Annotated in this window: 20 protein-coding genes and 1 tRNA gene; 17 read left to right on the forward strand and 4 right to left on the reverse strand. The window is 66.3% G+C overall.

Translation table 11 applies throughout. The features are described 5' to 3' along the window. Positions 1 to 19 precede the first annotated feature (19 nt). Both ABD747_RS22050 and ispF read left to right on the forward strand, forming a co-directional pair. Positions 20 to 3,463, forward strand: a complete 3,444-nt coding sequence (locus tag ABD747_RS22050) for an NACHT domain-containing protein (RefSeq protein WP_344808700.1) — start codon at positions 20 to 22, stop codon at positions 3,461 to 3,463. Between the two features lie 281 nt (positions 3,464 to 3,744). Next, complete coding sequence (ispF, locus tag ABD747_RS22055) at positions 3,745 to 4,242, forward strand: 2-C-methyl-D-erythritol 2,4-cyclodiphosphate synthase (protein ID WP_344808702.1); 498 nt, start codon at positions 3,745 to 3,747, stop codon at positions 4,240 to 4,242. Positions 4,243 to 4,261: 19 nt separating this feature from the next. Here the strand turns inward: ispF and ABD747_RS22060 are convergent, their stop codons facing one another. After that, entirely contained in the window at positions 4,262 to 5,017 is a 756-nt protein-coding gene (locus ABD747_RS22060) for an XRE family transcriptional regulator (protein WP_344808704.1), read from the reverse strand. Between the two features lie 75 nt (positions 5,018 to 5,092). On the opposite strand from ABD747_RS22060, the gene ABD747_RS22065 reads away from it, so the two are divergent. The 9 genes from ABD747_RS22065 to ABD747_RS22105 all read left to right on the forward strand — a co-directional run bounded on the left by ABD747_RS22065 (position 5,093) and on the right by ABD747_RS22105 (position 13,315). Further along, positions 5,093 to 5,776: an HAD family hydrolase gene (locus ABD747_RS22065; RefSeq protein ID WP_344808706.1), complete on the forward strand. Its 684-nt coding sequence runs from the start codon at positions 5,093 to 5,095 to the stop codon at positions 5,774 to 5,776. A 135-nt stretch (positions 5,777 to 5,911) separates the two neighbouring features. Next, positions 5,912 to 6,115 carry a hypothetical protein gene (locus ABD747_RS22070; RefSeq protein WP_344808708.1) on the forward strand — a complete coding sequence of 68 codons (204 nt, stop codon included), beginning with the start codon at positions 5,912 to 5,914 and terminating at the stop codon, positions 6,113 to 6,115. Further along, entirely contained in the window at positions 6,115 to 6,627 is a 513-nt protein-coding gene (locus ABD747_RS22075) for a hypothetical protein (RefSeq protein ID WP_344808710.1), read from the forward strand. Before ABD747_RS22070 ends, ABD747_RS22075 begins: the two co-directional genes overlap by 1 nt. Continuing rightward, positions 6,624 to 8,915 carry a cell division protein FtsK gene (locus tag ABD747_RS22080; protein WP_344808712.1) on the forward strand — a complete coding sequence of 764 codons (2,292 nt, stop codon included), beginning with the start codon at positions 6,624 to 6,626 and terminating at the stop codon, positions 8,913 to 8,915. Before ABD747_RS22075 ends, ABD747_RS22080 begins: the two co-directional genes overlap by 4 nt. 172 nt (positions 8,916 to 9,087) lie before the next feature. Continuing rightward, positions 9,088 to 9,492 (forward strand): hypothetical protein, encoded by a 405-nt coding sequence (locus ABD747_RS22085; RefSeq protein ID WP_344808714.1) that lies wholly within the window; start codon positions 9,088 to 9,090, stop codon positions 9,490 to 9,492. Continuing rightward, positions 9,489 to 10,478: a bifunctional DNA primase/polymerase gene (locus ABD747_RS22090; protein WP_344808716.1), complete on the forward strand. Its 990-nt coding sequence runs from the start codon at positions 9,489 to 9,491 to the stop codon at positions 10,476 to 10,478. The genes ABD747_RS22085 and ABD747_RS22090 overlap by 4 nt, the downstream gene beginning before the upstream one ends. Beyond that, the gene (locus tag ABD747_RS22095; RefSeq protein ID WP_344808718.1) at positions 10,475 to 11,860 is read left to right on the forward strand and encodes a DUF3631 domain-containing protein; all 1,386 of its coding nucleotides are present in this window, start codon (positions 10,475 to 10,477) and stop codon (positions 11,858 to 11,860) included. The genes ABD747_RS22090 and ABD747_RS22095 overlap by 4 nt, the downstream gene beginning before the upstream one ends. A 1-nt stretch (position 11,861) precedes the next feature. After that, a complete protein-coding gene (locus ABD747_RS22100) occupies positions 11,862 to 12,089 on the forward strand; it encodes an excisionase family DNA-binding protein (protein WP_344808720.1) in 228 nt (75 codons plus the stop codon). A 110-nt stretch (positions 12,090 to 12,199) separates the two neighbouring features. Further along, on the forward strand, positions 12,200 to 13,315 hold the full coding sequence (locus tag ABD747_RS22105; protein ID WP_344808722.1) for a tyrosine-type recombinase/integrase: 1,116 nt from the start codon (positions 12,200 to 12,202) through the stop codon (positions 13,313 to 13,315). Positions 13,316 to 14,149: 834 nt separating this feature from the next. Here the strand turns inward: ABD747_RS22105 and ABD747_RS22110 are convergent. Then, positions 14,150 to 14,226 (reverse strand) — tRNA-Pro (locus ABD747_RS22110). A gap of 211 nt (positions 14,227 to 14,437) precedes the next feature. Here ABD747_RS22110 and ABD747_RS22115 point away from each other — a divergent pair. From ABD747_RS22115 to ABD747_RS22135, 5 genes are all read left to right on the forward strand, one after another. Next, the gene (locus ABD747_RS22115; RefSeq protein WP_344808724.1) at positions 14,438 to 15,463 is read left to right on the forward strand and encodes a LacI family DNA-binding transcriptional regulator; all 1,026 of its coding nucleotides are present in this window, start codon (positions 14,438 to 14,440) and stop codon (positions 15,461 to 15,463) included. An 81-nt stretch (positions 15,464 to 15,544) separates the two neighbouring features. Then, positions 15,545 to 16,924, forward strand: coding sequence for a type 2 periplasmic-binding domain-containing protein (locus ABD747_RS22120; RefSeq protein ID WP_344808726.1), 1,380 nt, complete (start codon positions 15,545 to 15,547; stop codon positions 16,922 to 16,924). Positions 16,925 to 16,987: 63 nt separating this feature from the next. Then, positions 16,988 to 17,941, forward strand: coding sequence for a carbohydrate ABC transporter permease (locus ABD747_RS22125; protein WP_344808728.1), 954 nt, complete (start codon positions 16,988 to 16,990; stop codon positions 17,939 to 17,941). Next, positions 17,938 to 18,843 carry a carbohydrate ABC transporter permease gene (locus ABD747_RS22130; RefSeq protein ID WP_344808730.1) on the forward strand — a complete coding sequence of 302 codons (906 nt, stop codon included), beginning with the start codon at positions 17,938 to 17,940 and terminating at the stop codon, positions 18,841 to 18,843. Before ABD747_RS22125 ends, ABD747_RS22130 begins: the two co-directional genes overlap by 4 nt. Before the next feature lie 25 nt (positions 18,844 to 18,868). Continuing rightward, complete coding sequence (locus ABD747_RS22135) at positions 18,869 to 20,977, forward strand: beta-galactosidase (protein ID WP_344808732.1); 2,109 nt, start codon at positions 18,869 to 18,871, stop codon at positions 20,975 to 20,977. A gap of 24 nt (positions 20,978 to 21,001) precedes the next feature. Here the strand turns inward: ABD747_RS22135 and ABD747_RS22140 are convergent, their stop codons facing one another. Continuing rightward, positions 21,002 to 21,928 carry a metallophosphoesterase gene (locus tag ABD747_RS22140; RefSeq protein WP_344808734.1) on the reverse strand — a complete coding sequence of 309 codons (927 nt, stop codon included), beginning with the start codon at positions 21,926 to 21,928 and terminating at the stop codon, positions 21,002 to 21,004. A 72-nt stretch (positions 21,929 to 22,000) separates the two neighbouring features. Between ABD747_RS22140 and ABD747_RS22145 the strand changes: the two genes are divergently transcribed. Further along, positions 22,001 to 22,471: a GatB/YqeY domain-containing protein gene (locus tag ABD747_RS22145; protein ID WP_344808736.1), complete on the forward strand. Its 471-nt coding sequence runs from the start codon at positions 22,001 to 22,003 to the stop codon at positions 22,469 to 22,471. 8 nt (positions 22,472 to 22,479) lie between these two features. Here ABD747_RS22145 and ABD747_RS22150 read toward each other — a convergent pair whose 3' ends face one another. Next, complete coding sequence (locus tag ABD747_RS22150; protein WP_344808738.1) at positions 22,480 to 24,927, reverse strand: transglycosylase domain-containing protein; 2,448 nt, start codon at positions 24,925 to 24,927, stop codon at positions 22,480 to 22,482. Between the last annotated feature and the right edge of the window lie 66 nt (positions 24,928 to 24,993).

Here is a 24,993-nt window from a genome sequence, read left to right on the forward strand (position 1 = left end):
CAAACCAGAAAGTCGGCTAATGCTTGAGACCCTTCTGCTCCAGCTGGGAACGTCGGCCGCAAAGGCTGTCGCTAAGATGTGGATTAAGAGCGAGGTTGCAATCACCCTGACGGACGGCGTGATCGATCAGCTATCGGGCCGCGTCTCGAGTATCACGGAACGACGGCGTACTTCGCGTCAGTTCGCGGTGATGGCTGAGCGGATTGCAGAGCAACTCGCGCCGCTCCTGGATAACGAATATCGCGGCCTTGCCGAAAATGAAAAGCTCGCGACGCTGGTGGCCGTCACGAACGTCATTGGCACGGTACAACACCTGGACCCCAGCAACCTATTTGCGATCGACCTCGATCCAACTGCGCTCGAACATTTGCTCACCGAGTCGCCGTCCATGAAAGAGCGAGACGATTTGAATCCGCCCGCACAGTATCTCTTTGATCGACTCCTTCGTGAGAATTGCAGCTATGTCGTAGAACTTGCAGCCGGTTTGCCGAGCTTCACGAGTTCAGCTCTAGTTGAATTACTCAGAAGAGAAACTCATATTCAGAATGTAGTAGAAACCATTTTGTCACAAATTCCACAACCCGAGGTGGAGCGTGAATCCGAAGATCAGCAGTTCGAATTGCGCTACCGCCGACAGGTATCCCGAGTTCTGAATCAACTGGAACTCTTCGGCCTCAGTCTTTCAGAAGCATCCGCACGCTATCAGTTGAGTGTTGCCTACATCACGCTTACCGCGTCGATGTCCCAGCATTTTGTCCCGACCGCAGGTCACGAGACCGATAATGACGATGAGGCTGAAGTCGATCGATCATCGGACGAAGGCGCAGTTTTCCCGGTTGACGAGGTTCTTGCCTCAAGCAATCGGCACGTTATTCGAGGCGAGGCTGGGTCGGGAAAGACGACGCTTCTCCAGTGGTTGGCCGTTACCGCTGCGCGGGATGCGTTTGAGGGACCACTTGAATCGTGGTCCCGCATGATCCCCATCTTTCTACAATTGCGGCGGTACGCGAATAGTCAGCTACCCTTGCCACAAGAGTTTTTGCATCATGTTGCCGGCAACATCGTCGGCATCATGCCTCCGGGCTGGGTGCATCGGCAGATGGACGCGGGTCGAGTGCTGCTGCTGCTGGACGGGGTTGACGAGTTACCCGAGAACCAGCGTGACTCAGCGCGAGATTGGCTCCAAGAACTGTTGATCCAATTCCCCCAGTGCCGATTTGTTGTGACCACCCGTCCTCCTGCGGTGCCCGAAGACTGGCTAGCCGAAGCTGGCTTCGCTGTGTCAGAACTTACGCCTATGGGGACTGCCGACATCGTTGCGTTCGTCGAGCATTGGTACGCCGCGGCGCGACGGCTTAATACCAATGCCGAAGACATGCAACTGGCACGCTTTGAACGCGATTTAATAGCGAAGATTCGCGAAGTTCCCAGCCTGCGTGGGCTGGCGTCGACGCCACTGCTCTGTGCGATGCTGTGCGCCCTCAATCGCGATCGGCGTACCAAGCTGCCTCGAGATCGAATGGAGCTCTACCGAATTGCGCTTGAGAGCCTCCTTGAACGACGGGATATTGAACGAGAAATCGCGGTCGCAGACATCGACCTGGGCCTACGCGAAAAGGAAATGTTACTACAGGATCTAGCATTTTGGTTGCTGTTGAACTCCCGATCGGATCTCGAACGGGACGTTGCCATCTCTCGCGTCGCTTTGCGTTTACCGTACCTCCCGGCGATTGAGGCATCCCCCAGCGACGTATTTGACTATCTCTTAGTGCGCAGCGGTCTGATACGAGAGCCAGTCGAAGGCAGGATCGATTTTATACACCGCACTTTCCAGGAGTATCTCGCCGCAGCTAGAGTAGTGACGGAGGAGAATATACCCCTTCTTATCGAGAAGGCAACGGATGATCAGTGGAGAGAAACGGTCATACTTGGTGTTGGTCATGCGAGTCCAAAGCAGCGCGATTCTCTGCTACGTGGGCTATTGAAGCGGGGCCGTGAGGAAAATAGCAATCGACATCGACTGTACCTGTTGGCGGGAGCATGTTTGGAAACCGCGGTGGAACTGAATCCGGATACGACGGCCGCGGTCCATGCCTCACTTGCGCAGGCATTGCCCCCAATCAATATGACGGAAGCGCGAGCCGTGGCGTCGGCCGGGTCAGAGACGGCAACGCTATTGGCGCAGTTCGTTGGGCGGCGAGCATCGGTTGCTGCCGCGTGCGTTAGAGCACTCTGCCTCATTGGTACTGACGGGGCGCTCGAGGTTTTGAAAGCGTATCGAGCTGATTCTCGCCGAACTGTTGTGCGGGAACTTTTGCGCGGATGGGACAACTTTGAGTGCGACCGGTACGCGCGCGAGATTTTGAGTCACGCCAAACTGGAAGGCACTCTAGAGCTAAACGATCTCGAGGCGCTCGACGCTGTTGATCACTTGCAGAATGTGTCTAGCGTCGCCTTCACCGGATCGTCCAGCTTGAGGTCCTTGTCGCGTCTGCGAAATATCGATAAACTGACTGAGCTAAACCTCCCAAATGGTTCACAGATAGCCGATCTGCAGCCAATCGAGGGCATGACATCTCTTAAATCCCTATTGATTCATCAGGCTGAGATGACATCTCTCCCCATACTCCCGGATTCGCTGCAAACGCTGAAGCTTGAATCATGTCGGCAATTGGCCGACATATCAGCACTGAGGCATCACCCTTCCATCCGCTCTCTACAGATCACGCAGCCAGCGGCGGAAATTGACCTTAGCCCTCTCGCGGACACCCGGCTTACGGACCTGGACCTCTCGTTGCGAGCGAGAGCAACTGTTAGGGCGCCCGATTGGCTTCCGCGAGATGGCCGCCTGCGTTCGCTCAAGCTTCGATCAATTATGGGAGAGGGCCGTAGATTCGGGTTCTCGTTGGGCGCGGGCCATTCCTGTAACGCCTTGAAGCGGCATGATGACCTTCACACGCTTGAATTGAGCCCAGTGAGTGGAGATATGCGCAGCCTTGAAGGCATCGCTGCAGGAATCTCGACTCTTGTCCTGCATGATTGTGTGCATCTTGCTGACGCGAGTCAGCTCGCGGGGTCAAAGCTTGAGAAACTCGTCCTTTGGGATGCGGCGGAGCTAGTAGACTTTCGCTTCCTCGCGACGTTGACTGAGCTGCGCGACCTGAATTTGCGTGGGTGCAAGGGATTCAATGATTTGAAGCTGTTACGTGCTGCGTCTAAACTCCAATTCCTGGAAATTTCGGATACGGGTATTTCCGATCTCACGGGTATTGGCGACCAGCATCCGAGCTTAGGCATGCTGTCGCTATCGGGTTGCCCGCTCGATTCGCTGGACCCACTGATTGGCGTGGAGGATTGTTGGATCTTGCTGGACAGAAAGTTGAGTCGCTTGATCACTGACGAGCTGCGCGCACAGAACGATATTTTTGCAACGGCTTATGTGGAAGACGAGGATGACGATTGATCGACACTAAGTTGTGAATTTGCAATGCGCGCCGGCGCTTATTGTTGTTGATCAGCGCTTGGGTGCGATCGAGGGGCGTGTATCGTTCCGATGGTGATGGTCTTTGGGCACCACAACTGCATGCGTCTATATACGACGCCCGGCCTCGGGAATATGGGCGGCGGGCAAGGTATGCGCGAACGGTTGCGAAGCGACGTCGAGGTACGTCGCTGAGTCGTCCGTAGTCCACCAGGGTTGGGTCGGTGACAGCTGGGTCGGTCCAGCGACTAGAGTCGCAAGCGATGTCTGCATACCCGTCTATTCGTACCGGCATCGGGCACGATATCCATCATCTGGTGCCCGGTCATCGTCTGGTGCTTGGTGGCGTCACCATTCCTGCAGGGGTTGGCTTCGACACGCACTCTGATGGCGACGTCCTCTGCCATGCATTGCTCGATGCGCTCGCTGGAGCAGTCGCGGACGGTGACCTTGGAACACACTTCCCGGAGGACGATCCAGACGCAATCGACGCGAGAAGCTTAGGTTTTGTCGAGGAGTTCGCCGGCTATCTCGCCGAGCGTGGGTACGCCGTCGCGAACGTTGATAGCTTCATCTCGCTTGGTACGGTCCGACTCCGACCGCACATCGAAGAGATGCGAAAGAACCTAGCGACGGCGCTTGGGATGGACCTCGCCGATGTCTCGGTCAAGGCTCGATCGAACGACGGCATAGGACCCGAGGGGGAAGGCACGGCCTGCGCAGCGTGGGCGAGTGTGTTGGTTTACCGAACCACCGACTGATCCGCCGAAAGGGTCATCCCTAGACGGACTGGTCCCAGGGCTGAGCGGTCTCCCACACGGCATCGAAGCTGCGCCGGTAGCCGTCGAACCAGGTGCTGCCTTCTAGCCGGCGAAGGTGCAGAAGCGGGTTCGCGGAGGCGGGCGCACCCCACATGTGGGGGTTAGCGAGCATGACGTCGTCGAAGCGGAACAGGGATGCGTACAGCGTTGTCGCGTGGAGCCGAACCTCGCACCCGGGCACGTCGACGAGGCTGCGGTAGTAGGTGAGTGCGGCACGGATCTTGTGCGGCAGTGCTCCGCGCAGACCTTCCTCGCGGTCGCGAATGTCGACAGCCGCGCTGGTGGGGTCGCCCCAGCAGAGGCGGACCTGGACGCCGGCACCGGCGCGTTCGGCGAGCATGTCGGCGATCCTCGGCATCACGTTCGCCATGAAGGTTCCGCAGTAGACCAGGACGTCGATGTGTCGCGTCGCGCTCCCCACCAGCTGCAGCCAGGTATCTCGAGGCACGGAGGCGCGGTCCGGGAAGACGCCGACAAACTCCGACTGCACGGCGTCCTGTCGTTCGTCGGCGTCGCGCTCTGCGAGCAGTTCTGGCCAGAGATAGACCTCGTCGACGTCGAGTTCGTGAGCCACGGTCCACCGCGTCTCGCGGTGAGGGATGCGGCCTGAGCTGAGCCACCGTTCGACGGTTTTCGAGTTGACGTCGCAGGCCCTCGCGAGCCTTCCAGGCGTGTAGCCCCGCTGCAGCATGACCGTTCGCAGTCGTTCGTTCACGGCATTAGTTCACGGTACGTTTTTGGACATGTCAAGGACTCTGCAGGACCAATTCCGCTGTCGTATCGTGGCGGCATGGTGCGCCTCGTGCTGTGGGATGTCGACCACACGCTGATTGAGAACGCCGGCGTCAGCAAGGAGATCTACGCCGCGGCGTACCTGGAGCTAACGGGCATCGCGCCAACGCACTCGGCGGTTACCGAAGGCCGGACCGACCCCGACATCATGGCGGACCTGCTGCGGTCGCACGCATCCCCGGAGGTCGCATGGGATCGGGTGGAGACAGCGTTGCGGTACGCCGGCGCGCGACATCGCCAGGCGCTCGCCGATCGCGGCTGGGTTCTCCCCGGTGTTCACGAGCTGCTCATCGCCCTGGCCGACGCCGGCACTGCACAGACCATCGTCAGCGGGAACATCAGGGCCAACGCTGAGGTAAAGGTGGCTGGGTTCGGGCTGCTAGATTGGCTCGACCTCGATATCGGCGGATACGGCTCCGACAGTCGAGATCGAGCCGAGCTGGTCTCACTCGCCAAGAGTCGCGCAGCCCGCAAGTACGCCCACTCGCGGATCGACGCCACCGTGATTGGGGACACCCCGCGTGACGTCGAGGCCGCGCACCGCGGCGGCGCGCGCGTCCTCGCGGTGGCTTCGGGTGTGCATTCCGAATCGACCCTCCGCGCTGCCGGCGCCGATATGACGCTGCCCGATCTGTCCGATACGGCCGCAGCTCTCGCGTTCGTCCTCGCCTGGGACGTCTGAGCATCACGGGGGACGCGGACGGACGTTTCGGCCGCGTCCCAGACGTCCCAGCTGTCCGTCTTGACGGTTTAGGCGTCCCTACCGATACGGGTCTGATGAATCTGTCCGATTCATTGACACGGGAAGGCAACGGCGATGCTGACACTGCCGCTGGTAATCGTCCTCGGTTTGCTGGCCTTTGGGCTGGTGAAGTGGGGCAAGCAGAAGGTCTCGGGTGTGCTGGTCGGCATTCTCTTCGGCCTAGCGCTGGCGACGACGATGGTCGGTCCGCCGATCCTGCACGCGGTCACGTCGGCGTCAAAGACCGTCGTCGCTGCGATCAGTTCGGCGGTGCGGTGATGGACACCGCACGCGATGCCTGGCTCAGCGAGAAGCGGATGGTGTGCGCCGGCCTCCGGGAGTGGCCGGCTGCGCTGGAGGGTCCTGAGGCGGATCTGACCGCGGCCGCAGTGGAGCTGGTAATCGCCGCCTATGACGGCAGCCTCGCCGATCCGGGCTGGCCGTGGGTCCGGGAGGCCGACGAGCTGGGCGTGTTCTGGCTCGACCCCGAACCGATGGCCGGCTTCGACGGTGTCGGCGGCGACCTGACCCTGCTGCCTATCGTCGAGGCCCTGCTGGGCGGCCGCCGGGTCCCCGACCTGGCCCAGCTACTCCAACGCCTAGACCACGGCACGGTGCAGCTCGTGCTGGACGCGTTCACCCGCGCCTCCCGGTGGCACCGCGACATCGCCCTCTACGCCTTCAACGGCGACCCCTGGGCCGTCTCCGGCTGGATCACCGCCCAACGCTCCCGCTACACCGCCTCCACCTGGACCGACACCGACTCCGGCGCTGGGCGGAGGGCGTCGTGACCACGGCCCTGGCGATGCAGGACCCCGACGACGATCGGGACCGGACACCGGAGCCGTCCGCCGGCGAGCTGGTCGAGGTGCCGGCGTCGGCGGTGCTCGACCGGCTGGACCAGCAGCGGGGCGCCGGCCCGGTCGACGACGACGCCGGCCAGCTCGTAGACGCGGACCAAGACGAGGACGAGGGTCGGCCAGTGACGGTCGACGCCCTGGTCGAGGAGCTGCCCGCGGTGCGGCCGTCGGCGGCACCGCGGCCGGTGTTGCCGGCCTGGGTGAAGTCCTGGCCGGCGTTCCTGGACGCCGCGTCCTGGTGGCTGCGGCACTGCTGGCATGTGGTGGCGTTCCACGGGATCCGGCTCCCGCTGTACTGGCTCCGGCTGGTCGGCCGGTCCCCGTTCGGGGTGGCCCGGCTGCTGGGGGTGGTATGGCGGTGGTCGACCGACCCGGACGGGCGGCAGATGCGGTCGGCGATGAACACCGCCGGCGCCGACCCCTCGGTCTTCGTCAGGCTGACTGAGCAGCACCGGCAGATGGTCCGCTGCCGGCTCCTCGTCACCTCCATCGTCGCGACCCTGGCCGCGTTCGTGGGCTGGTCGGTGATCACGTCGACTTCCCCCGGCGTGATCGCCGCAACCACCATCGCCGTTCTCGCGGTACTGGGCGGGATCGGTCGGTCAGCGGATCGGCCGGTCACGTCCCGGTCGATCGACTCCGAAGCGGTGCCGCGGCTGACCGCGGACCTGATCGTCACCGCCCTCGGCTCGCTGGGCATCGCGGAGCTGAACAAGTCCCTCAAGCCCGGTGTCGAGCTGGGTGTGCGGTTCCCGTCACCGATCATGCGCGACGGCCCCGGCTTCCGCGCCGAGGTCGACCTCCCGCCCGGTGTCACCGCTGGTGATGTGATCGAACGCCGCGACCGCCTCGCCTCCGGACTCCGCCGGCCCCTCTCCAGTGTCTGGCCGTCGGCGGACCATGACACCCACGCCGGCCGGCTGCACATCTGGTGCGGCGACAAACCCATGAGCCGCGCGAAGCCCGTGGCGTGGCCGCTGGCCAAGACCGGCAAGGTCGACCTGTTCGCCCCGTTCCCGATCGGCACCGACCCGCAAGGCCGGCCGGTCACCATCACGCTGATGTTCGCGCTGATGGTCATCGGCGCGATCCCGCGGATGGGCAAGACGTTCCTCCTCCGGCTCCTCGCGTTGGCCGCCGCCTTGGATCCGTCGGCGGAGCTGCACGTCTACGACCTCCGCGGCGGCGCCGACTTGCTCCCGCTGGAGCCAGTGGCGCACCGGTTCCGCACCGGCGACGACACCGACGACCTCGCCTACCTCAAAGCCGATATCCGCGAGCTGAAACGGGACATGGCCCGCCGCTACAAGACCATCCGCAGCCTGCCGAGGGACATCTGCCCGGAGGGCAAGGTCACCCGCGCACTTGCCGACAAACGCTCCCTCGGCTTGTGGCCGATCGTGGTCGTGATCGACGAGGTCCAGGTCGCGTTCGACGACGACCCCGAGCTGGTCGAGATGGTCACCGACCTCGGCAAACGCGGCCCGGCCGCCGGGATCATGTTCCTGCTCGCCACCCAACGCGTCGACGCCAAGTCCCTCCCCACCGGGATCAGCTCGAACGCTGTCCTCCGGTTCTGTTTGAAGGTGACCGGGCAGGTCGAGAACGACATGGTCCTCGGCACGTCGATGTACAAGGCCGGGATCCGGGCCACCATGTTCGCCCGCACCGACCGTGGTGTCGGGTATCTCGCCGGAGAAGGCGACGAACCGACCATCGTCCGCACCGCCTACCTTGACGCCCCCGCCGCCGAAGCCGTCGCCGCCCGCGCCCGAGCCGCCCGCCTCGCCGCCGGGCTCCTCACCGGGCACGCCGCCGGGATCGACCCCGACCCCGACGACTCCACGGCTTCGATCCTCGACCACCTCGCTTCGGTGTGGCCGGTCGGTGAGGAGAAGGTCTGGTGGGACGACCTCGCCGAACGCCTCGCCGGCGCATTCCCCGGCCTCTACGGCGCGTGGACCGGTGAACAGGTCACCGCCGCCGTCCGGCCACACGGGCTCCGCTCGATCCAGATCAAACGCACCGTCGACGGCAAACAACTCAACCGTCGCGGCCTCGCCCGTGCCGCCCTCCAGGCCGTCCTCGACGAACGCGCCGCCAACCCCGACCATCTCGCTGGCCGCGACTCCCGTTGGCCCACCTACACCCCTCCCGTGGTCGACGACACCACCCCGCATTCGCCCGCTACCCCCGACCCTGACCCGGGCTACCAGTAGCAGCCGCGCTACCGGCCCGACTACCAGCCCCACTAGGGCAGTAGCCCGGTAGCACCCCCGAGCCGGCGCCAGCTGCGCCGCGCTCAACCCCATCCCCCACCCGTGCAGTCCTCGACCGCCGCTACCGAAGCGGCGGCCGCGGATCCGCACACCCTCAGAAAGGTTCACGCCCATGCCCGACCCCACCAGCAGCGTGCTGGCCGACCGGCTCCACGAGCATGCCCGCGCCGCCGGCGAACACCTGACCGGCATCGCCGCCGACACCCTCCCCGGCCCGACCATTCCGGCTCCGTCACTGCTGCCGATCCTGGCCCGGCTTGAGGAACTCACTGACACCCTCGACCGCACCTTGCGCCAGCTCGGCGGCTCCGTGCTGCTCGGCGCAAGCGTCCCCGAGGTCGACGACTACGACCGGCACGCCGACCCGGGCCACACCGCGCAACGGGCCGCCGACCGGCTCGACGACGCCGCCACCTTCGCCTACCGGACCAGCCTAATGATCGCGTCCGCGCACGCACAGATCACCGGCCTCCGCTACGCCGCCGACCCCGACGGCACGGTCGGGGCAAACCGATGAACACCCTCGACCCCCGCCTGGTCCAGCTGATCCAGGCCGCCCTCGCCTACGCCGCCCGTGGCTGGCACGTGTTCCCGACCGTCCCCGGCAGCAAGGTGCCCGCTTGCCCCGCCCACACCGCGAACCGGTGCAACAAGTCCGATCCGTACTGCCGCAACGGGCACACCAGCTGGGAGCAGCGCGCCACCCGCGACCCCGGCCGGATCCGGCGTGCCTGGTCCACCCGGCCCTACGGAATCGGGATCGCCTGCGGCCCGTCCCGGCTGGCGGTGATCGACACCGACCGCGCCAAACCCGGCGTCACGGGTCCCGAACCGTGGGCCACACACAAGATCCGCTCCGGCGACGCCGTGCTCGCCGAGCTGGCCCGCGGCCGCGACCTCCCGCCCACGTGGACCGTGGCCACGCCGTCCGGTGGGTTCCACCGTTACTACCGGATCCCCGCCGGCGTCGAGCTGGGTAACACCGCCGGCCGGCTCGGCTGGCTAATCGACACCCGCGGCCGCGGCGGCTACGTCGTCGCCCCACCCACCAGGCTCCTCACCGGCCGCTACACCCGCCTCGACAGCCCCAACCCCGCCCTGCTGCCCGACTGGCTCGTCGAACTCCTCACCCGCCCCGACAGGAGCGCTCAGCCGGCCACCAGCAGCCCGCAGGCGGCCGCGCACCGGCCGCAGGCGCCCGATGGCGTGCGGAGACCGGCCGGCTACGTCAGAGCCGCGCTGGCCGCCGAAACCGCCCAGGTCCGCGATGCCCAACCGGGTGGCCGCAATCATGCTCTGTTCTGCGCCGCCGTCGCGCTCGGCCAGCTCGTCGGCGCCGATCTCGTCGACGAGCAGACGGTGCGTGACCTGCTGCTCGCCGCCTGCACCGGCCACATCGGCGTCGACGGGTTCACCGCCGCTGAAGCCAGCACGACCATCAGCTCCGGCCTGACCCGCGGCAAGACCCAACCCCGCACCCGCAAACCGAGGAGAGTCGCATGAACACCAAGAAGCCCGACAACAACGTCGTCACTTTGACCGCCGGCGCCGAGCTGGTCGACGGTGCCGAGCTGCTGGACCAGATCGAAGCCGCGATCTGTGCCTATGTCGTGTTGCCGTCCGATCATGCTGCGGTCGCCGCCGTGCTCTGGATCGCCGCCACCCACGCCGTGCCCGCCTGGAACACCGCCCCGCGGCTCGTGATCAAAGCCCCCGAGAAGCGGTGCGGGAAGTCCCGCTTGCTCGACCTGATCGAGGCGCTGTGCTACCGACCGCTGATGACGGCCAACGCCTCACCGTCGGCGGTCTACCGCTCGATCGGGCAGGACCCGAGCGACCCGCCCACACCGCTGATGGACGAGGCCGACACCATCTGGGGGCCGAAGGTCGGCGAAGGCAACGAGGACCTTCGCGGCCTGCTGAACGCCGGCCACCAACGCAACCGGCCGACCGCCCGCTGGGACGCCGGCCGGCGCCAGGTCGAACTCATCGCCACCTTCGCCATGGTCGGGCTCGCCGGGATCGGGAACATGCCCGACACCATCGAAGATCGGGCCGTGATCATCAAGATGCGCCGGCGGGCACCCGACGAAACCGTCAAGCCCTACCGAGCCCGCCGCGATGGTCCAGCCCTCGACGCCCTCAGAGCTCAGCTGCATGCCTGGGTCCGTGCCCACCTCGACAAACTGACCGACGCCGAACCGGAGATGCCGCTGGAGGACCGCGCCGCCGACACCTGGGAACCGCTCATCGCAATCGCCGACCTCGCCGGCGGCCACTGGCCCACCATCGCCCGGGACGCGGCCGAAGCCCTCGCCGCCGGGGCCCCCGACGTCGACCACGTGTCTCTCCGGATCCGGCTCCTCATCGACTGCCGCACCGCCTTCGGCGAAGCCCACGCGCTCGCCTCAGCCGCACTGCTGAACCGGCTCAGGGCCGACACCGAAGCACCCTGGGCCGACCTCGGCGCCGACGGCCTAACCGCCCGAAGACTCGGCCTGATGCTCGGCGAATTCAACGTCAGCTCCAGCAACCACCGATGGGAAGACGGCACCCAAACCAAAGGCTTCGACCGGTCCGACTTCGCCGACGCCTGGCGCCGATACTGCCCGCCCGAACCAGGGCCGGGCACCCCCCGTTCCAATCGTCCCAAGCGTCCCACACCTAGTCAGGCCCGGGACGCTTACGAACTCTGGGACGGAACAAGCGTCCCAGCGCCGACAACCGTCCCAGGGCTGACTAGGGACGGGACGCTTGGGACGGATGGAACGGCACTCCCGCAACAACCCCACGCGGCCGTGTGCATCAGCTGCCGCCAACCCCTCAGCGACGACGACGGCACCCACACCCACCCCACCTGCACCACCTCGACAAAGGAGTCCTGACATGACTGTCGGCAGCACGCCGGGCGTCGCCCTGACGCCCCGTTGGTACACCGTCGCCCAGGTCGCCGAGCTGCTCGGTTACGGACAGACCAAGGTGCGCATGTTGATCATCGCCGGCGACCTCCGATCGCTGAAAGACGGTCGATCGCGCCGAGTTCTGCCGGAGTGGGTCGACGAGTACGTCCAGATGCGCGCATCCCAGGCCGAGACCAGCTGGTGGTCCCAGTGAGCCGCCGGCACAATGGCGAGGGGTCTATTTACCCCTACCGGAACGGGTTCGCCGCGTACGCGTGGATCACGACCCCTGCCGGCCGGCGCCAGCGCAAATATGTCTACGGCATGACGCGTGAGATCGTCCATGGCAAGTGGGTCGAGCTGACACGACAGGCCACCAAAGGTCCGGTGCTGACGAAGGTGCCGACCCTCAGCCAGTTCCTCGAGCGCTGGCTCGAGGACACGGTCGCTCCGAACCTCGCGCCGTTGACCCACGCGACCTACGAGAGTCATGTTCGCCACTACATCGAGCCGGCCCTCGGCAACCTCCGGCTGGACCGACTCCGAGTGACCAACGTGCAGGCGTGGCTCAACGGGCTACCCAAGGTGTGCCAGTGCTGCGCCCAGGGCAAAGACGCCCGCAGGTCGGCGGAACGACGACGGTGCTGCGCGATCGGCAAGTGCTGCCACAGCACCATCTCGGCACGGACGATCAAGGACGTGCGAGCTGTTCTCCGGTCGGCGCTCGCCTCCGCCAAGCGCGAGGAGTTGGTGGAGCGGAACGTCGCCGAGCTCGTCACCACACCGAAGCAGCGGAGTCGGAAGGTCGTGCCCTGGACCAGTGAGGAGGCACGCCACTTCCTCGAATCGGCCCGCTCGGACCGCGACCGGCTCTATGCCGCCTACGTCCTGGTGCTCGTGCTCGGGATGCGCAAAGGCGAAGTCCTCGGACTCCGCTGGGATGCGATCGACACCGATGCCGGTGAGTTGATCATCGATCGCCAGCTCCAGCGCGTGAGGCGCGAGCTGCTCTACCGCGTGACCAAGACCGAAGCCTCCGACGACTCCCTGCCCCTGCCCGACATCGTGACGGCTGCGCTCATACATCGCCGAGCCGAGCAGGAGACGGCCCGGGCCGCCGCCGGCGAGGCGTGGCAGGAGTTCGTCGACGACGGCCAGGTCGCGCTCGTGTTCACCGGTCGCTATGGCACACCCATCGACCCGCGCACTCTCAATCGCGCGTTCACCGCCCGGTGCGCGGCTGCCGGCGTCCGGCGCATGACGGTCCACGATGCTCGCCGAACCTGTGCAACGCTGCTCGTCGACCTGGACGTGCATCCGCGGGTGATCATGCGAATCCTTCGGCATGTCGACCAAAGCGTCACCATGAACATCTACGCCAAGGCCAGCTCGGACAAGACCCGCGACGCGCTCCGCCGGCTTGGGGAGAGCCTCGGCTGAGTCGTAAACGGCCAACTCGCCTAACTGCAAGCGTGCGGTGCGTGCTACGGGCTGCTGGGCGGACGCGGTGACGAAGAGTCGCCGCGGCGCCGTCCGCCCACCTTTCACAGGCAAATGATGGTCAGTCGCTCGCCTACATTCATGACGCACGCCGAGGCGCCACAGGACCCGGGGGACGGCTTGTGCTCGACGTGTAGTGGAGGACACCGGCCCCGAGCGTGAGTGCCCCGGCGAGCCCAACCAGCCACGGCAGCATCCGTTCGAAGCGGGCATCTTGCTGATTCGCGAGAACGCCGCGTGCATCCGTCGGATTGGCGGCCCGGTACTCGACCAGGTAGGGATCCCCTACCTGGAGCTTGCCTGTCGGCGCTACGTCTGGGAGCAATCGCTCATATGTCGCGCCTCCGACGTCATATCGGACGAGCGCGCTGCCCCCTTTGCTCGACCATCGATTTTGGATATGGGTGACTTGGCCCGTCGTCGTTGCGGAATCGGGCCAGGATGACGAGTCGGACGTGACGAGCATGAAGGTGAGCAAAGCTGTGAACGCGCCGAGCGCGAGGACAACGCGCAGCGGAATAAATGCTGCCGGCCGACTCATGGCACAAGTATCCGCGTTCCGGAACCACGGTTCGGGGTTCCAAGGTTCTGGATGCCGTATCGGGCGGACCGATCAACCGTTCCGACTCATCTTGCGAGCGGCACTCTGGGACCAACTGCACAACAGCTGATCGGAGTAACTGTCGGAGTAACTACTGCGGTACTTTGCTGCTGTACTGACCTTGAGCTACACACTGGCACGCGGCCGAAACCGCCTGTGACCAGGTGTCTTGCTGGTCGGGGTGACAGGATTTGAACCTGCGACCTCTTCGTCCCGAACGAAGCGCGCTACCAAGCTGCGCCACACCCCGCTGGCCCGGGTGTCCCGCGGGCCTCGGAGAGTCTAGCCCATCGACGCGGTGGGGGTGACATCCGTTTCACCACGGCCGCACGGCGACTGGGCCGACGCCGATTCGACGCCGAATCGAGGCCGGAACCACCCTTGACATGTGAACGTTAACCATATTGACTACGGAGTCATCGCGAGCGATTGACTGCGTAGTCAATCCGAAAGGACCGTCGATGCCGTACGCCGTAGCGAACGCCAGGGGCGTCGTGATGGTGGACGTGGCCAAGCGGGCCGGCGTCTCCCAGAAGACCGTCTCGCGCGTGGTGAACAACGCTCCGCACGTCCGGCCCGGGGTCCGCGATCGGGTGATGACCGCGATCGCGGAGCTCGGCTACCACCCGAATGTCGCGGCGCAGGCGCTGGCGCGCAATCGAACCCACGTGATCGGGATGCTGGCCATCGCCTCCGATCTCTACGGTCCGGCCCGGCGGGTCTTCACGATCGAGCAGGCGACCCGCCGGCACGGCTTCAGGCTCGCGCTGGCGTCACTGCCCGACCTGGAGCGGGATACCGTCGCCGCCGGCGTCCAAGACCTGCTGGGCAGCGGTGTCGAGGGGATCGTGGTCGAGGTGCCGAACCACTTGGTCGACCTCGACCTGGGCCGGCTCGACCTCCCGGTGGTGACCAGCGCCGGCCGCATCGCCGGAGTGGCCCGCCAGGCAGTGATCGACACCGATCAGGCGGACGCGGCGAGGCAGGCCACCAACTATCTGCTCGGTCTCGGTCACGAGACCGTGTGGCACCTTGCCGGGCCGCGGGACTGGGACGCGGCCCGGAAGCGCCTGACCGGCTGGCGGGCGGCGCTGCGGGATGCCGGTCGTCGCGTTCCCCCCGTCTTCTACGGAGACTGGTCGGCGCGGGCGGGATATCAGCGAGGGCTCGAGCTGGCCCGTCGCGACGATGTGACGGCGGTGTTCGCGGCGAACGACCACATGGCGATGGGCCTGCTGCGGGCAATCGCCGAGACCGGTCGCCGCATTCCCGAAGACATCTCGGTGATGGGCTATGACAACGTCCCGGAGGCCGAGTTCCAGATGGTGCCGCTCACCACCGTCGGCTCCGACGAGTCCGGCACCGCCGAACGGATGCTGTCCGAGCTGGTCGCCCTGATCGAGGGCGACGAGCCGCCCGAGGCCGAGATCGATCTCGGCTTCTCCCTGATCTTCCGCCGCTCCTCGGGGCCGCCGCCGAGCCGCTGACGTCCGTCCATCCAGAGACCACCCGTCCACCAGACCACAGCTCGACTCCATCTCCACCTTCTCACTACGAAAGGGACAGCGATGTCTTCACCGTTCACCCGACGCAAGTTCCTGCTCGGTACGGCCGCCGCGGCCTCCAGCGCCTGGCTGCTCTCGGCCTGCGGAGGCGGTAGCGGCGACGGCGGCGGCGGCTCGTCGCCGGCCGCGTCCGCCTCGGCGATCCCGCAGTCCGAGATCGACCAGGCCATGAACACCGAGACCAAGCTGACGTTCTGGACCTGGGTACCGAACATCAAGAACGAGGTCGCGATGTTCATGAAGGCGTACCCCAAGATCACCGTCGACGTCGTGAACGTCGGTCAGGGCGCGCCTCACTACCAGAAGCTGCGCACCGCGATCCAGTCCGGCCAGGGCGGACCGGACGTCGCCCAGGTCGAGTTCCAGTACATTCCTTCCTTCACTCTGGGCGAGGGCAACCTGCTCGACCTCACCCCGTACGCGCCCGCCGACGTCTCGTCGATGTTCCCGGAGTGGGTCTGGGGTCAGGTCAACGCCAACAACGGCTTCTGGGGAGTGCCGCAGGATACCGGGCCGATGGGCCTGTTGTACCGCGACGATCTGCTCTCGGCGGCGGGCATCCAGCCGCCCAAGACCTGGGACGAGTTCGCGTCCGCGGCGGAGACCTACCACTCCAAGAACCCCAAGAGCTATCTGGTCAACGTCGCTCCGAGCCAGGCCGGCCAGATCATCGCCTACATGTGGCAGCTCGGCGCGCGGCCGTTCAAATTCGACGGCCAGCAGACCGTCACCGTGGACCTCGCCAGCGAGCAGGGCAAGCAGATCGCCAAGTACTGGGGCGATCTGGTCACCTCGGGCGTGGCGTCGGTCGACACCGACTTCACCGATCAGTGGTACCAGGGCCTGTCCAGCGGCAAGTATGCGAGCTGGCCGGCCGCGGCCTGGGGTCCGGTCTTCCTCGCCGGATCCGCCGCCAAGACCTCCGGGAAGTGGCGGGCCGCCGAGCTGCCGCAATGGCAGACCGGTCAGTCGGTGTCCAGCAACTGGGGTGGCTCGACCGACGCCGTACTGAAGTCCAGCAAGAACCCGATCGCCGCCTCCCAGCTGGCCCTGTGGATCAACACCAACAAGCAGTCCACGCTGAGCTTCGCTACCGAGCAGTTCCTCTTCCCGGCCACCAACCAGATCCTGGAGGATCCGTCGTTCACCGGCCAGGAGTCGAAGTTCTACGGCGGCCAGAAGGTGAACGAGCTGTTCGCCAAGATCTCGAAGACCGTCAGCACCGACTTCGGCTGGCTACCGTTCATGGACTACGTCTATTCGCAGTTCAACGAGACGCTCGGCAAGGCGTTCGCGAACAAGACCGACGCCGTCGCGGGGCTGCAGGCCTGGCAGGACTCCTGCGCCAAGTACGCCAAGGATCAGGGTTTCACCGTCTCCTGACTGCTGCCCGCGTCCCTGTCCGCCGCCGGGCGGGCAGGGACCTCCGACACGAAAGGGCTTCTCATGTCCGCAACCGTGACCGCGACCGGTGGATCGGCGACCGCTGCCGGCAAACGCCTGCCCCGGCGTGGCGCGACCGCCGCCCAGCGGCGACAGTGGGGTGCGGCGTACGCACTGGTGCTGCCGTTCTTCGTGATCTTCCTGGCGATGATCGTGGTGCCGCTTTTCTACTCCGGCTATCTGTCCCTCTTCCGCAAGAAGCTGATCGGCGGCGTCACCTTCTCCGGACTCGAGAACTATGCTCGCGCGCTCACCGATCCGAGCTTCCTCTCCGGCGTCGGGCGGATGGGATTGTTCCTGATCATCCAGGTTCCGATGATGTTGGTCCTGGCGATCTTCTTCGCCCTGGCCCTGGACAGCGGGATGATGCGGCTGGCGAAATTCAGCCGGCTCGCGATCTACGTCCCGTACGCCGTCCCCGGCGTCGTCGCCACGCTGATGTGGGGATTCCTCTACGGCCCCGACTTCGGCCCGTTCGCGCAGATCGCCGCGTGGTTCGGCGCAGCTGCGCCGCAGTTCTTCTCGACCCGCGGGATGTTCTTCTCGATCATGAACATCGTGAACTGGGAGTTCATCGGCTACAACATGATCATCCTGTACGCCGCGCTGCGCTCGATTCCGGCCGAGCTCTACGAAGCCGCCCGGGTCGACGGGGCCGGTGAGGTGCGGGTGGCGTGGTCGATCAAGATCCCGTCCATCCGGCCGGCGATCCTGCTCACCGTGATCTTCTCGATCATCGGCACCTTCCAACTGTTCAACGAGCCGAAGCTGATGAGCACCCTGGCGCCGACGGTGATCGGCACGGACTGGTCACCGAACCTCTACGCCTACAACCTGGCCTTCATCAACCAGGACACCAATTATGCCGCCGCGATCGCCTTCCTGCTCGGCTTCGTCATTGCGGTGCTGTCCTACATCTTCCAGCTCGGCACCTCACGGAAGGAGCGCCGCTCGTGAGTGCATCCGTCGCCAAGATCGCGACCGTCACCGACCAGGACCACACGCGGAAGCCGGCGAAGAGGCGGACCAGCTGGCTGCTGACCGTCGTCGTTCTGCTGTTCGTCAGCTACTTCCTGCTGCCGCTCTACTGGCTGGTGATCGCTTCCACCAAGTCCAACGCGGATCTGTTCAGCAGCTTCGGTCTGTGGTTCGCCGACTTCAATCTGATCGACAACATCAAGACGGTCTTCACGATCCAGGACGGAATCTATGCGCGATGGCTGGCGAACTCGTTCATCTATGCGTTCGTCAGCGGGGTCGGCGCTGCATTCCTCGCGACGGCTGCCGGCTATGCGTTCGCCAAGTACAAGTTCCCTGGCGGCAATGCGATGTTCTCGATCGTTCTCGGCTCGATCATGGTGCCCCTCACCGCGCTGGCCATCCCGACGTACCTGCTGTTCGCCCGCGCCGGTCTGACCGACACCTACGCCGCGATCATCCTGCCCTCGCTGGTCAGTCCGTTCGGCGTCTTCCTGATGCGCGTCTATGCCGCGGACGCGGTGGACACCGCCTTGATCGAATCCGGTCGAGTCGACGGCGTGGGGGAGCTCCGGATCTTCTTCAGCATCGCCTTCCGGCTGCTGCTGCCAGGCACGATCACCGTCTTGCTGTTCGCGCTCGTCGCGACCTGGAACAACTACTTCCTCCCGCTGATCATGCTCAACTCGACCGAGAAGTTCCCGCTCACCGTCGGTCTGGCCCTGTGGCAGCAGACCGCATCGGCCGGTTCCGGCGCCCAGGCGCTGTTCTCCGCCGTGATCACCGGCTCGTTGATCTCGATTCTTCCGCTCGTGGCGGCCTTCTTGTTCCTGCAGCGCTACTGGCAGTCCGGGCTCGCAACCGGCGGCGTCAAGGCCTGACCCCGAAAGGAATCCATCAGCTGTGATGAATCTTCCGGCAGAGCGCGTGCTGTTCGGCGCCGCCTACTACCACGAGTACCAACCCAGCCCTCGTCTGGACACCGACCTCGACCTGATGGTCGAGGCCGGCTTCTCGGTGATCCGGGTCGGCGAGTCGGTCTGGACCACCTGGGAGCCGGAGGAGGGCCGGTTCGATCTGGACTGGCTGCAGCCGGTGCTCGACGGTGCCCACGCGCGCGGCATCCAGATCATCCTCGGCACACCGACCTACGCCGCGCCGCCGTGGTTGGCCCGCCGTTACCCGGAGATCGCGGCCGAGAGCGCGACCGGTGTCCGGGTCCCCTGGGGCGGCCGGCAGGAGATCGACTACAGCCATCCCGCCTTCCGGTTCCACGCCGAGCGGGTGATCCGCAAGATCGTGGCTCGGTACGCCGACCACCCGGCGGTGATCGGCTACCAGGTCGACAACGAGCCCGGCATCATGCTGTTCCACAACCACGGGGTGTTCCAGCGCTTCGTCGACGAGCTGCGAGCGACGTACGGCACCGTGGATGCCCTGAACGAGGCGTGGGGCCTGGTCTACTGGTCGCACAAGCTGTCCACCTGGGCGGACTTGTGGACCCCGGACGGCAACTGCCAGCCGCAATACGACCTGGCCTGGCGCAGGTTCCAGGCCAAGCTGACCACTGAGTTCATCGCCTGGCAGGCCGGGATCGTCCGCGAGTACGCTCGCGACGACCAGTTCGTCACCACCTGCATCGCCTACGAGCGTCCGGGGATCGACGACGCGGAGCTGACGAAGGCGCTGGACGTCACCGCCGGCAACCCCTACTACGGCATGCAGGATTCGCTCGCCGTGCCGAACCGGTCGATCGCCCACCAGGCCTGGACCACGGCCGGAGCCTGGACCCTGTTCCTCAGCGCGGACCGGATGTTCGCCTCCAAGCAGGCGCCGTTCCTGGTCACCGAGACCAACGCCGGGGCGATCGGCGGTTCTGCCAGCAACTTCCCGGCCTACGACGGCCAGTGGCGGCAGGCGGCCTGGGCGTTCGTCTGCCGCGGTGCGGAGATGATCGAGTACTGGCACTGGCACACGAACCACTTCGGCACCGAGACCTACTGGATCGGCATCCTGCCGCACGACCAGCAGCCCGGGCGGGTCTATCGCGAGCTGGCCCGGCTGGGCGAGGACTTCCGCCGCGCCGGTCGGGAGGTGGTCGGGCTGCGCCCGGACGCCCGGGTCGGCCTGCTCTATTCGGCCCGCTCCAAGTGGGGCCTGGCCTTCCAGGCGGCATTTCCACGGCCGGGTGCCGACTTCGTCGGCTCGCCCGCCGATGTCGATCAGCGGTCGTACCACCGGATCTTCGAGGCCTTCTATCGCGGCACTTTCGCGGCGGGCGTACCGGCTCGGCTGATACACGACGAGCAGCTGGGCGGACCGGACGGGCTGACACCGGACCAGCTGGCGGCGGAGCTGCCGGTGCTGATCGTCCCGGGTCTGCTGGTCGCCGACGACGCGCTGCTGGATTGGCTCCGCGACTACGCGGCCGCCGGCGGTCACCTGGTGATCGGACCGCGGACCGCCTACGGCGACCCCGAGGGCCGGGCCCGGACCGACGTCAAGCCGGCCCGGCTGGCCGATGCGGCGGGCGTTCGTTACCAGGAGTTCTCGAACCTCTCCGCACCGCTGCCGGTGCTGCCGCAGACCGACGGCTTCGACCCGTCGGCCGGCGCGGAAGCCACGGACTGGGTGGACGGCTTGATCAGCGACGGCGCGAAGGTCGTGCTCGGCTACGACCACCCACACTTCGGTCAGTTCCCGGCGGTGGTGACCACCGACTTCCGGCAGGGCCGGATCACCACGGTCGGCACGCTGCCGAACGAGTCGCTGGCCGCCGACCTGGTCCGCTGGCTCGCCCCGGACTCCGCGTGGCCCGGGCTGCCGGTTTCGGTCACGGTCCACTCGGCCACCAACGGTGCCGGGCGACGCGTCCACGTGATCCACAACTGGTCCTGGGCGCCGGCCCGGGTGGACCTGCCCGAGTCGCTGGTCGATCTGCTGGCCGGCGACGACGCCGAGCGGGCCGACACGCTCGACCTCGGGCCATGGGACGTACGGGTGCTCGGCGAGTAGCCCTTCGACGGCCTCAGGGCGCGATCAGCGGCGGGGCACCAGCGTCATCAGCGTGGCCTCGGGCGGGCAGGCGAAGCGGATCGGCGCGTACGGCGACGTGCCGAGGCCGGCGGACACGTGCAGCGCGGACGTCCGTCCGCCGCTGCTGTTGCTCGACAGCCCCTTCACCCGGGGGGTGTCCAGGTCGCAGTTGGTCACCAGCGCGCCGTAGCCGGGCACGCAGACCTGGCCGCCGTGGGTGTGCCCGGCGATGATCAGGTCCATCCCGTCGTAGGTCATCGCGTCGATCACCCGGCGGTACGGCGCGTGGGTGACGGCGATGGCCAGGTCGACAGCCTCCCGGTCGACCGGGCCGGCGACCTCGGCATAGCGGTCCAGCCCGAGATGCGCGTCATCGGTTCCACGCAGCTCGATCCGGACACCCTTGATCTCGATCACGGTGCGCGCATGGGTGAGGTCGGTCCAGCCGGCCGCCGCGAACGCGTCGCGAAGATCCTCCCAGGGCAGCGTCTCCTTCGCCGGGCTCCGACCGTTCGAGGGCCGCACGAGATAGCTGAGCGGGTTCTTGAAGCTGGGGGCGTAGTAGTCGTTGGAGCCCCAGACGAACACGCCCGGCAGGTCCAGCAGCCGGCCCAGGCTGCCGGTGACCAGCCCGACCGCGTCCGGGTGCGAGATGTTGTCGCCGGTATCGACGACGAGGTCCGGTTCTAGCCCGGCCAGCGACGCGATCCAGCGTTGCCGGGCGATGTTGCGCGGCGTCATATGGATGTCGGAGATCTGCAGCACCCGGATCGAGCGCGCGCCCCGCGGCAGCACCGGAACGTACACCCGGCGCAACCGATACGCGTCGACCTCCCACAGGGCGGCATAGGCCAGACAACCCGCGCCGAGGGCGGCGATCCCGCCGGCAACCTGGGCGGTGCGACGGAGCAGCGGACGGGCTGTCGACATGACGTGCAGGCTATACGCCGGCCGAAGCGATACTCGCCGATACGGCCCGCCGCAGACTGACAGACTGGTCACATGACCGAGACCACCCCGTTGAAGGAACGCCTGCGCGACGATCTCACCACGGCGATGAAGGCCCGCGACAAGGTTCGCGCCGGCACCATCCGGATGGTGCTGACGGCGATCTCGCAGGCGGAGGTGGCCGGCAAGCAGGCCGTCGAGCTGAGCGAGCCCCAGGTGCTCGAGGTCGTGGTCCGGGAGGCCAAGAAGCGGCGCGAGGCCGAGGAGGCATATCTGGCGGCCGGCCGCAGCGAGCTCGCCGAGAAGGAACGCGCGGAGGCCGCCGTGCTGAGCGACTACCTGCCCCGGCAGCTCAGCCCGGACGAGCTGCAGCGACTCGTCGCCGGCGCGATCGAGCAGACCGGTGCGGCGGAGCTCGGGCTCAAGGGGATGGGCAAGGTGATGGGCGTGCTCACACCGCAGACCAAGGGCAAGGCCGATGGCGCCGCCGTTGCCGCCGAGGTACGCCGGCAGCTGAGCGGCTGAGCAGCGGGTCAGCCGCCGCCGTTGCCGCCGTCCTGCCCGGCCTTCTTCTTCTCCTCGGCGGCCTTCTTCTTCTCCGCCGCAGCCTTCTTCTTGGCCGCCCGCTCGGCGGCGACGTCGGCAGGGTCGCGGCCCTTGGAGAACAACGCCGTCACGGTGCCGAACTCCGAGATCCGGCTGTACGACCCCGGCGACCAGCCGACGAAGCCGTACTTCGGCGTGGTGTTGCTGTAGACGAACTGCCTGACGACGCTGAAGCCTTCCTGCTGCAGCTTGGTCGTCGCCGCAGCGATGCTCAGCCCGCCCAGGTAGGGCACCCGCGTGATCTTGCCGTGCAGGATCTTGCTCGGCGGGGTCTTGAAGCTGGTCCGGGGCTTGTCGGCCAGGTAGTTGGACATCACCGGCTTCCAGATCTTCATCCCGGCGTCGCCCGAGCCGGATCCCTCGAGATAGATCCCGGAGGACGGCACCCGATACCCCTTCACACCGCTGCGCTTGTAGGGGTACTTGCCGCGGATGAACGGCTTCTTCCGGTTGTCGATCGAGATCATCGCCACGCCGGCGATCTCGGGCGTGTACCCGGCGAACCAGACCGCCTCGTTGCTGTCGATGGTGCCGGTCTTGCCGGCCTGCGCCCGGCCGTCGGGGATCCGCGCGCGCGCACCCGTACCGCTTGTCATCACCCGTGTCAGCAGCCGGTTCACACCGTCGGCGACGTCCTTGGAGATCACCCGCTTGCAGTCGGCGTCGAGCGGCGCGAGGTCCTTACCGGTCCTGGTGGTGATCTTGGACACGATCACCGGGTTGCAGTGGATGCCGCGGGCGGCGAAGGTCGCATACGCCTCGGCCATGGACAGCGGGCTGACCTCGACCGAGCCCAGCGTGAAGGCCGGCTTGTCGTTGTAGAAGTCCACGATGTCGCGGTCGCGGCTGCCGCTCTTGACGCCCAGCTTCTCGGCCATCTTGGTCACGTTGCACATGCCCGTGTCGAGGGCCAGTTGGACGAAGTAGGTGTTCACCGACCAAGCGGCGCCGCTGTACATGTCCATGTTGCCGTTGTGGCCGGTGGAGTTGCCGACCCGCCAGTTGCCGTAGACGTGGGTCCGCCCGGAGCAGGACTCGAACGAACGACCGGAGAAGTTCATCGAGGCCGCCGCGTTGTAGCGCTTGCTCAGCGGGATGCCCTTCTCCAGGGCGGCCGCGGCGGTGAACGCCTTGAACGTCGAGCCCGCCTGGTAGCCCTGGATGCCGCCCATCGCCGGATCGACGGCGAGGTTCCAGTAGGTCTGGCCCTTCTTCACGTCCGAACCCATCACCGGCCGGCTCTGCGCCATCGCGACGATCAGGCCGGTGCCCGGCTGGATCATGTTCATGGTCGAGATCAGCGGATCCTTGGCGCCGACCACGGAGCTGACCCGCTTCTGGGCGAGGTCCTGGGTCTTCGGGTCGATCGCGGTCTGGATCGTCAGCCCGCCGCGCTTGATCATGTTCTCCCGCTCCTCGACGGTGCCGCCGAGGCTCGGAGTGTTCAGCAGGGTCCGGTAGACGTAGTCGCAGAGGAAGGGATACCGGGTGCCGACGCAGCCGTTGCGGGTCGGCTTGACCTTCTTCTCGTCGAAGGTCTCCTTCTTCGCCCGGGCCATCTGGTCGGAGTTGATCATGTTCAGCTCGGCCATCCGGTTCAGCACGGTGTCGCGCCGGTCCAGCGCGGCGCCCAGGTTGCGGACCGGGTTGTTGGCGTCGGGATTCTGCACCAGACCCGCCAGCATCGCGGCCCGGGCCAGCGTCAGCTTCGCCGCCGAGGTGGAGAAGTAGTGCCGGGCCGCGGCCTCGACGCCGTACGCTCCCTCGCCGTAGTAGGCGATGTTGAGGTAGCGCTCCAGGATCTGGTCCTTGGTCAGCCGCTTCTCCAGCGCGATCGCGTAGCGCAGCTCGCGGACCTTGCGCTCCATCGTGGGGGCCTGCACCGCCTTGGTGCAGGCCTCGTCACCCTTGGCTTGGCAGGCCTCGATCTGGACCATCTTCACGTACTGCTGGGTGATCGAGGAGCCGCCCTGGGTGACCCCGTCGTTGGTGCTGTTGCGGACCAGCGCGCGCAGCGTGCCCTTGATGTCGAGGGCACCGTGCTCGTAGAAGCGGTGGTCCTCGATCGCCAGCTGGGCCTGACGCATCACCGGGGCGATCTTCGGCAGTGAGACGTAGATCCGGTTCTCGTCGTAGAAGAAGGCCAGCGTCTTGCCGTCGGCCATCAGCACTCGGGACCGGGTCGGCGGCGTCGGCGTCTCCAGCTCGGCCGGAAGGTTGTTCAGCTCGTCGGCCGCCGCCTTCGTACCGACCCCCATCAGGCCCGCCACCGGGACGAAGAGTCCTGCGATGAGGACGCCCGCGAGCACGCTGACGATGGCGAACATCGCCATCGAGTACGCGATGCTCCCGGCACGTTTGGGGCTGAAGGGCATGACCGACAGGCTACGTGACGGAACTGGGCGCGCCGAAATTTAGCGGCTCGAGGGGCCTGCGTGTCC

The sequence above is a fragment of the Microlunatus ginsengisoli genome (genome assembly GCF_039537205.1).
GTDB classification, from domain to species: domain Bacteria; phylum Actinomycetota; class Actinomycetes; order Propionibacteriales; family Propionibacteriaceae; genus Microlunatus; species Microlunatus ginsengisoli.